Source organism: Niallia sp. 03133 (assembly GCF_052663225.1).
The window spans coordinates 130441-139916 of the sequence record NZ_JBQTCY010000015.1; the positions used below are offsets into that span (position 1 = coordinate 130441).

General features: G+C 35.8%; 7 protein-coding genes and 1 other RNA gene. All 8 read left to right on the top strand.

What is annotated here, in order from left to right; all coding sequences use genetic code 11:
* The first annotated feature begins 158 nt into the window (after window positions 1-158).
* The 8 genes from ACTYBU_RS19370 to ACTYBU_RS19405 all read left to right on the top strand — a co-directional run bounded on the left by ACTYBU_RS19370 (window position 159) and on the right by ACTYBU_RS19405 (window position 9344).
* Window positions 159-719, top strand: coding sequence for a DUF1273 domain-containing protein (locus tag ACTYBU_RS19370; RefSeq protein WP_445492265.1), 561 nt, complete (start codon window positions 159-161; stop codon window positions 717-719).
* Window positions 720-785: 66 nt separating this feature from the next.
* Complete coding sequence (gene gpsB, locus ACTYBU_RS19375) at window positions 786-1088, top strand: cell division regulator GpsB (protein WP_445492267.1); 303 nt, start codon at window positions 786-788, stop codon at window positions 1086-1088.
* 238 nt (window positions 1089-1326) lie between these two features.
* Window positions 1327-1712: RNase P RNA component class B (gene rnpB, locus ACTYBU_RS19380), an RNA gene on the top strand.
* Window positions 1713-2193: 481 nt separating this feature from the next.
* Window positions 2194-3324, top strand: a complete 1131-nt coding sequence (locus tag ACTYBU_RS19385) for a THUMP domain-containing class I SAM-dependent RNA methyltransferase (RefSeq protein WP_445492293.1) — start codon at window positions 2194-2196, stop codon at window positions 3322-3324.
* A gap of 164 nt (window positions 3325-3488) precedes the next feature.
* A complete protein-coding gene (locus ACTYBU_RS19390; RefSeq protein ID WP_445492269.1) occupies window positions 3489-3656 on the top strand; it encodes a hypothetical protein in 168 nt (55 codons plus the stop codon).
* A 511-nt stretch (window positions 3657-4167) separates the two neighbouring features.
* Complete coding sequence (locus ACTYBU_RS19395) at window positions 4168-6093, top strand: ATP-dependent DNA helicase (RefSeq protein WP_445492270.1); 1926 nt, start codon at window positions 4168-4170, stop codon at window positions 6091-6093.
* A 707-nt stretch (window positions 6094-6800) separates the two neighbouring features.
* Window positions 6801-7733: a bifunctional helix-turn-helix transcriptional regulator/GNAT family N-acetyltransferase gene (locus ACTYBU_RS19400; protein ID WP_445492272.1), complete on the top strand. Its 933-nt coding sequence runs from the start codon at window positions 6801-6803 to the stop codon at window positions 7731-7733.
* A gap of 573 nt (window positions 7734-8306) precedes the next feature.
* Window positions 8307-9344: an alpha/beta fold hydrolase gene (locus ACTYBU_RS19405; protein ID WP_445492274.1), complete on the top strand. Its 1038-nt coding sequence runs from the start codon at window positions 8307-8309 to the stop codon at window positions 9342-9344.
* Window positions 9345-9476 lie beyond the last annotated feature (132 nt).

A 9476-nucleotide genomic window follows, 5' to 3' on the forward strand; every position in this document is an offset into this window, starting at 1 on the left:
AATGCTTATAATATAAAGATAATAAGCTGCATGAAAAAGCAGTTGTGATAATGAAGCATAAATTTTGCTCCTAATTTGTTATTTTCTTTTTTATAAGAAATATACTAAACTATCAAGGATTATTTACATAGCTTTTTGCTAAAAGGAGTTTTAAATGTATGAGGATTGCAGTCATTTCTGGCTATAAACCATTTGAATTAGGAATTTTTAAAAGACAGGATGAAGCTGTTGAGTATATAAAAGAGGCGATTCAAAAGAATATAGAGATAATGGTGGAAGAAGGGCTGGAATGGATACTAATTAGTGGACAGCTAGGAACAGAACTTTGGGCAGCTGAAGTAGTTTATGAATTGCAGCTGGAAAAATACCCAGATTTAAAAGTAGGTATTATTACACCATTTCTAGAACAGGAACAAGGATGGAAAGAATCGAATAAAGAATGGTATGAAGAAATATTAATGCAAGCAGATTATATCGATTCCGTTTCAAAAAAGCCTTATGAAGGTCCGGAACAATTAAAAGATAAAAATGTTTTTCTTCTTCAAAAAAGTGATGCCTTATTATTGTTTTATGATGAAGAAAAAGAAGGAAGTCCAAAATATCTATATAACCTGGCCAAACTGTATAAAGAAAAAACAGAATATGATATCCGAGTTATTCAATTTGCAGATATACAATCCATCGTAGAAGAAAAGCAATACAATGATGAGTTTTATTAGAATTGACAAAGCTTCGTTTTTTTGAAAAAATAAAAAGATTATGGTAATACATGAGGTGAACGTATTATGTTATCAGATAAAATGAAATTGACGGCTAAAGATATTTTAGAGAAAGAATTTAAAACAAGCATGAGAGGGTATAAACCGGAAGATGTTGATAAATTTCTGGATTTAATTATTAAGGATTATGAAACATTGCATCAAGAAATAGAAGAACTTCAGCAAGAAAATCTGCGTCTGAAAAAACAAGCAGAAGAAGCTTCCAAACGTCAACCAGCTCCAAGTACTGCTGGAACAACAAATTTTGATATATTAAAAAGATTATCTAATTTAGAAAAGCATGTGTTTGGAAGCAAATTATACGATTAAGCGAAAATTAAAAGTGAAGAAAAAGTAGTATATAGACAAACAGAGGATGAGAAAACCGTTGGTATTTCTAGTTGTGAAGCCTTGTCAGGAGATGAAAGATTAATGGTTGGGCAATTATCCTCCAAGCAAAGCAATCAATTAGAAAAGCGAGGTTTTTCGATACTTTAAGAAAAATTCTTTTTTTTACCATTGCTATTCGATGAGCTACATAATATAATAGCATCTGTAGTCAATAACAACGCTGGGGTAATCGCTGCAAAACATTGATTTTGTAGAGGAAAGTCCATGCTCGCACAAGCTGAGATGCTTGTAGTGTTCGTGCCTAGCCAAACAATAAGCTAGGGCAGTAGAGAGTATCTTTGCTGACGGCAGGGAAAATACCTAAGTCAGTCGATATGGTATGAATACCTTGAAAGTGCCACAGTGACGGAGCCTTTTCAGAAATGGAAAGGGTGGAACGAGGTAAACCCCACGAGCGAGAAACCCAAATTATGGTAGGGGAACTTTCTCTTAGGAAATGAACTTAAAGAGAAGGACAGAATACATTTCTGTAGATAGATGATTACCGCCTTTATACGAGACAATGTCGACAGAGTACAAAGGAACAGAACATGGCTTACAAAGCGTTAATGTTGATCACATAAAGGAATAAGCAATAGGGTGACTCACTAGAAGAGTCTGACTTCATATACAAATAGAAACGCATTGCTTTTCTATTGTTAGGGATGTCAGACATATTTTTTGAGGGTCATCCTTTTTATTTATCCCACTCTTAACGGGCAGTAAGACCCCCACTTCAAGATGCCGAGAAATCGAGGAAGCTAGGTGGGGGATAACTGCCCGTAAAGGTCCGATAAGTGCAACTAACCATCAGTGGGGGATGAGGAAAAACCCCCACTGATGGAAGTTTACTTTATAAGAAAGAGAAGCAATGTTATTCAAAAGAAGCACAAACTGTAACATTTTTTAAGGTGTTCAAAAGACTAAAAATGGGCAGGATATAGCTATTCAGATCCTGCATCTTGACGCTTTTTAAAGAATTAGCGAAACTACATATTTTCAACATGAAAAAGAATGATTGAATAAAGGATTAAAAGGTGAAGAAATGAAAAAATTTGATTTGATTGCAACAGCTGCAATGGGACTTGAAGCGATTGTTGCGAAAGAAGTAAGAGATTTAGGCTATGACTGTAAAGTAGATAACGGAAAGGTTTTATTTTCTGGTGATGAGCTTGCTATTGCAAGAAGCAATATGTGGCTGCGTACAGCAGATAGAATAAAAATAAAAGTAGGGGAATTTAAAGCAACTACATTTGATGAACTTTTTGAAAAAACAAAAGCTTTAAAATGGGAAGAGTATCTGCCTGTTAATGCAGAATTTCCTGTAGCAGGAAAATCAGTCAAATCGAAGCTCTTCAGTGTTTCTGACTGTCAAGCAATTGTTAAAAAGGCAGTTGTGAATAGACTTAGCACCTTTTATAAAAAAACGGGCTGGCTAGAAGAGAACGGGGCATTATTTAAATTGGAAGTATCCATTTTGAAAGATATCGTAACTTTAACCATTGATACAACCGGACACGGACTTCACCGCAGAGGATATCGTGTTGGACAAGGAGAAGCGCCGATTAAAGAAACATTGGCAGCATCATTAATATTATTAACCAATTGGACCCCTGACCGTCCATTTGTTGATCCATTTTGCGGATCGGGTACCATTCCTATTGAGGCTGCTTTAATAGGTCAAAACATTGCTCCAGGATTTAACAGGGAGTTTATTTCAGAAGAATGGGACTGGATGTCAGAGAAAGTTTGGGACGATGTTCGGTTGGAGGCAGAAGACAAAGCCGATTACGATCAACCTCTAGAAATTATTGGAGCAGATATTGATCATAAGATGGTAAAGATTGCAGAAGAAAATGCATTTGAAGCAGGTCTGGGAGACTTAGTTGCATTTAAGCAAATGCAAGTAAAAGATTTTACAACAAATAAAGAGAACGGGGTAATGGTCGGAAACCCGCCATACGGCGAGCGCTTAGGAGATAAACCGTCCGTTCAAAAAATGTATCATGATATGGGACAGGCTTTTGAACCATTAGAAAGCTGGTCTATTTACATGCTGACATCTGATGAAGAGTTTGAAACACATTATGGCAAAAAAGCGACAAAAAAAAGAAAGCTGTTCAACGGTTTTATTAAAACGGATTATTACCAATATTGGGGCAGAAGAAAAAAATAAGCAGGAAAGCAAATGATTCCGCATAAAAAACAATAGTCATCATACAGAGTGTAAATAAAGAATAAATCATCAAGATCTTCAAAAATGTTTGTCGACAGTCTGATAGTATAATTTTTGCTTTTTTGTATATATTTTATCTATAGCACCATTATGGAGGGATTTTGATGGATAATACTATAGATTATAATAAAATAATACATGCACTAAATCAGTCATTGGAAATTATTCAAATAGAAAATGCTGAAAATGAAGGGAAAAAAGCATTGTTGGAAGCACAGCAAATTGTTCAACAAGCCATGTCTTTTTCTCTATCACGTGACAGCGGGTATTAAAGCAGCTGATAGACAATATACATTTATTGCTTTACTTGAAATAGATGCTTGTTTTTAAAGAGAGTAAATTAGGAGGGTACTAAAGGAAATTATCTTTAGTACACCTTCTTTTTTCTTGATTGTTATAAAAAAGTCAACTATTATTAAGAAACGCTCTGTGAATAAACGAAACTAATAATAAGCGATAAAATATATATAGATAGGAAGAATACTTTCTCAGTAATATTCCAATTTGGACTCAGCACCAATAGAACGTAAACCTTTTTATCCCACTCTTAACGGGCAGTAAAACCCCCACTTCAAGATGTTGAGAAATTGAGGAAGCTAGGTGGGGGATAACTGCCCGTAAAGATCCGATAAGTTCAACTAACCATCAGTGAGGGAGGAACAAAACCCCCACTGATGGAAGGTTTACTTTAGGCGAAACGAGGCAATGCATGTTCATTTATGGAAAATACGGCATTTATGCTTTTGGTAATTTGGGGGAATATTTATTTTTTGGAGGGGTACCATGCAAAACAGTCTGCCGTTTGAAGTGGCGAAAACAGAATCTTTTTATGAAAAACTAGGAGAGTGGATTGGAGATGTTTTTTATGATATTCTCCCTGAAGCTGGCTATGAATTAAGAGATGAACAAGTATACATGGCTTTTCAGCTAGAGAAGGCGTTTAAAGAAAAAAACACGATTTTTGCAGAAGCTGGAGTTGGGACAGGTAAGACGTTTGTTTATTTATTATATGCCATCTGTTATGCACGTTATATGAATAAGCCTGCCATAATCGCATGCAGCGATGAAACACTTATTGAACAGCTCGTAAAAAAAGAAGGGGATATTGCTAAATTAGAACAAGCGTTAAATTTACAAGTAGACGTTCGTTTAGCAAAATCTAGAAATCAATATTTATGTTTAAATAAATTAGAAAAACAAATTATTGTAGAAGATACCTTTAATGGCATTTATGATACTCTTCCTGATTTTGTAAATGGATCGGGATCACTTCAGTCATTTTCACCATACGGCGATCGTAAGGATTATCCAGAGCTTCGTGATGACGATTGGAATGAAGTGGCTTGGGATTCTTTGCAAGATTGCTTTACATGCGAAAAAAGACATCGCTGCGGGCAGACATTGCACAGAGATTATTATCGAAATGCAAAAGATTTAATTATCTGTTCCCATGATTTTTACATGGAGCATATATGGACAAAAGAATCGCGAAAAAGAGAAGGGCAGCTTCCTTTATTGCCGGATAGTTCCTGTATAGTGTTCGATGAAGGTCATTTATTGGAATATGCTGCACAAAAAGCATTAACTTATCGATTGACAGAACAAAATCTAGAAAAGCTGTTAACAAAGTTAATGGCAAATGATGTAAGAGAAAAAACACTTCATATAATGGAAGATACTATTTATCAAAATGAACAGTTTTTTGCTGAGTTGACGAAAGCATCCTTTGAAACAAAAGGCTCTGATAAACAAGAAATTCAAAAAACGTCAATAGTAATGGCAGAAGGCAAAAAACTAGCTGGCCTCATATCCGATTTAGAAGAAGAGCTTGTTTTTGAAAGTGAAATGTATGTTATTAATGAATATGAATTAAAGGTTGTGGAAGAGTATCTTGAACAAATTTCCCACTCTCTTAACCTTTTCTTGAAAGAAATGAATGGCATTACCTGGTTTGAAGAAAACAACGGAGAACGAACATTAGTTATCATGCCAAGGCTTGTGAAAGATATTATGAAAGATGACGTATTCAGTCAAAAGAAGCCGATCATGTTCTCATCCGCAACATTATCTGAAAATAAATCATTTGAATATATGGCCAATAGCTTAGGCGCTGCAAACTATTTATCTTTTTCCGTTGATTCACCATTTGATTACGAAGAAAATATAAGTGTCTTAATAGAGTCATTTGCTGCTGCAGATGATAACGGGAAAAACCAATATTGTTATGATGAAATTCAAAAAGCAAATGGACGTTCTTTGATTTTATTTAACAATAAAGAAGATTTAGAGAAATTTAAAGAAGATAAACCGGCGGATTTTCCATTTCCTGTTTACTTTGAAGGAGAAGGAGAAATAAGTGGTTTAGTATCGAAGTTTCAAAATGAAGAGGAATCCATTCTTTGTGCAGTGAATTTATGGGAAGGTTTAGACGTTCCTGGTCCATCCTTGGAGAATGTGTTTTTATTTTCACTGCCATTCCCTCCAAATGATCCTGTTTATAAATCAAAGCGTGAAAATAGCGGGAATCCGTTTATTGAAGTGGACATGCCTTATATGATTTTGCGTTTAAGACAAGGAATAGGACGCTTAATTCGAACACAAGAAGACAGCGGGAAAGTTCATATCCTATTAAATAAGGATGAAAAAGAATCGGTTATAAAAGCAGTAGAAGCAGCCCTGCCCGTTTCACCAACAAAAGCCATCAACTGATGGAATGGTAAGAGCTATTTCATCAATAGGAGAAGAAGGCTGTAATAAGTTAAAAAATTTTTTCGAAAGTAATTTTGATTCGTACAAAGCTGTATGTTTATGGATAAATCTGTTTATTCATGGACATACAGCTTTTTTTAAAGAAGAGGCAGCCTAATGAAAAAGGCAGCAACTCTTACTATGAAGTTCACGCCTGAGTAATCATCTTATCCCCAAATCAAGACCGTATTGCAGCCTGAAGGTCTTGTTGGTGTTGGCAGAACAACATTTTTTTTAAGTGCAAATGAGCTCTGTCTTGCTCTTGAATGGGAAAGAATGTCGTCACAAGTGTAGTTAGTACAAACGTGCCTTTGTCACTCCTAACTAGCCTAAGCAAGGCAAGGAAAGGTTGTTTTCTAACCATAAAATCTTCTTCCAAAATTTCGCTTCTCCTTTATAGGTGAAGTTTTTTAGTTTGTGCTTATATGCAGCAACATCTAATGAATAGCCAACCTACTGTTTAAAATAGAGGAATAATTTGGAGAAAACATAATGGATAAGGGTGAAATATTATGTTTTCATTTAGAGTAGACGGGGATAAATCTTATAATCATTACATTCATTAAAATAGTTGACTTTGTCAACTATTTTTTTAGTATGATTGATTTAGTCAACTATCTTTAAACCGTATTATTGAGAATTTTCATTTGAAAAGGAGTAATTATGTTATGGACTTAATTAAAAAAGTGGAAAAGATTCGTCAGTTTAATCAGTATTATGCCAACGTATTAGGGAAAATTGATCAGGAAATCTATAATAAACCTTACCCATTAACAGAAGCACGTATTATCGCGGAACTTCATTACAATAGTGGTTATACAGCTAAAGAAGTGACAGAAGCACTAGGAATTGATCGAGGGTATCTAAGTCGCATTCTTCAACGATTTGAAGAGGAACAAATTATTACTAAAAAACAATCGCTTAAAGATAAAAGACAATTTGCTCTTTATTTAACAGCTACTGGTGAAAAAGCGTTCCAAAAAATGGAGGTGGATGCGAATCGCGAGTTAACAAAAACACTTCAGCACTTATCTGAAGATAAAATTGCTGATCTTGTTTCCTCAATGGAGACGATTGAATCCGTTTATACAAATACCGCAAACGAAAAACCAACTGTAACAATTCGAACATTTCAATCAGGTGATGTTGGGTATGTGGCTCAGCTTCACGGTGAATTTTATGGAGAGCATCATGGATTTTTTCAAATTTTTGAGTACTACGTAATGAAGGGTCTAACAGAATTCGTGTATGATTCTTCTGGTGGGGAGTTATGGATTGCTGAAGTAAATGGTGAGCGAGCAGGTTCTATTGCAATCTTACAAGATGACAAAAATACCGTACAGCTTCGTTGGTTCATTCTAGATGATCGATATCAAGGCCATGGTGTTGGAACAAAGCTACTTGAAACAGCTCTTAACTATAGTAAAGAACATAATTATGAATACATTTATCTGTGGACAATTAGTATATTAAATGCTGCACGTCATTTATATGCGAAATACGGATTTACAATGACAGAGGAAAAAGAAAACATCGAGTGGTGTGGTAAAAGACTAATTGAAGAACGTTGGGATCTTCAATTTCATGGAAAAGATAAATAAATTCATGTATTAATATTGTAAACAAAGTATACCGAATGTTTTACCAAAAGGGATAAAAATTTAAACAGATTATAATTAGAAGAGAAGAGGATACTATGTTCAATATGAGAGCATGTATCCTCTTTTTCTATACATAATGTTTATTGCAAGATACGTGTTACTATACTGCTAAGGGCAGAGAAAAAATACACCAAAGCCTAAAAGCGATTAACAAAAACGTATTAAACTATGTCATGAAAAAGGCTATGAGTTACTATGCAAGAACGATATTTTATCAGATTTTCTGTGGTGAAGAATCTAAAAGGAATGTTTCTCTGATATTTTGACAAAAAAATTTATCCCACTCTTAACGGGCAGTAAGACCCCCACCTCGGGGATGCTGAGAAATCGAGGAAGCTAGGTGTTGAAACTCGCCCGTAAAGGTCCGATAAGTTCAACTAACCATCAGTGGGGGATGAAGAAAACCTCCACTGATGGTTAGTTGAACTTTATTATTGACAGCTAGCTGAAAATGCCTCATTCTAATAATGAGTGAGTTACTTACTCAATAAACGAGAAAGAGGGCATGTTCAAATGAGCAAATACAATATCCTAAGGGAAATCGTTATGCGAAAACGTAATCAGAGCAAGAATGCTAAGGAGCTTCAGATCAATACACCGAACAGCATCGTCGAAGGTTGTTACGTCAAAATTGGTGGCATTGATCAGTGGATCACTATACGTGGCGAGAATTGGAACAACCCCGTTTTGTTATTTATTCATGGCGGCCCGGCTTCCACATATTCCATCTTCAGTCCGTTGTTGCGTTCTTGGGAGAAGCACTTTATTGTCGTTCAGTGGGATCAGCGCGGGGCAGGAAAGACTTTCCGTAGGAACGGTAAAGACGGTTGCAGAACCATCACTTTCGACCGCCTTGCTCAGGATGGGATAGAGGTCGCAGAATACTTGACTAATAAACTCGGCTATCAAAAGGTAATTCTCATCGGAAGCTCCGTGGGGAGCTTTATCGGTGTCATGATGGCAAAGCTTCGGCCAGATCTTTTTTATGCATATGTCGGCACAGATCAGAATGCCCCAGATTCACAAAATCTTTCGTATACATTAACACTCAACGCTCTCCGTGGGGCAGGCAATACGAGGGGTGTTCAGTTGCTTGAGAAAATGGGAGCGGATCAATCCCAATGGAGTCGTAAGAATTTTGACAAGAGGAATCGACTTCTCGTTAAAGCTATTAAGGATGTACCCAATATGATCACAGACTTAATTTTGCCATCTATGCTCTCTTCTCCCGAACATAAAATACGTGATATGATGGATATTTTTAGAGGAATGAGTTATTCCCTTGACCATCTATTTGATGAATTAATAAACTTTGATTTTAAAAAATTCGGTATGCAGTTTGAGCTTCCAGTTTTTATTTTTCACGGAGATAATGATATTATCACGCCAACTGAACTGGCTAGAGCCTATTACGACGAAATTGAAGCTCCTCAAAAGGAGTTTGTTCTCATTAAAAACGCTGGCCATCTTGCGTGTTTTTCCCGTCCTGATCAGTTTCTTGAAGAGTTGATCAAGAGAGTGCGTCCACTGGCCCCAATGTCATCAACTTAAAATTCCAAAAATTGTAATGAGATGAAAGTGTCATAAAATTGTAAGTGAAAATGTCAAAAACCCCTTGACTTTTAAAAATCGCTACAATAATCGCCTTGAATACCAATTAATGGTATACCAAGGTGATAAGTG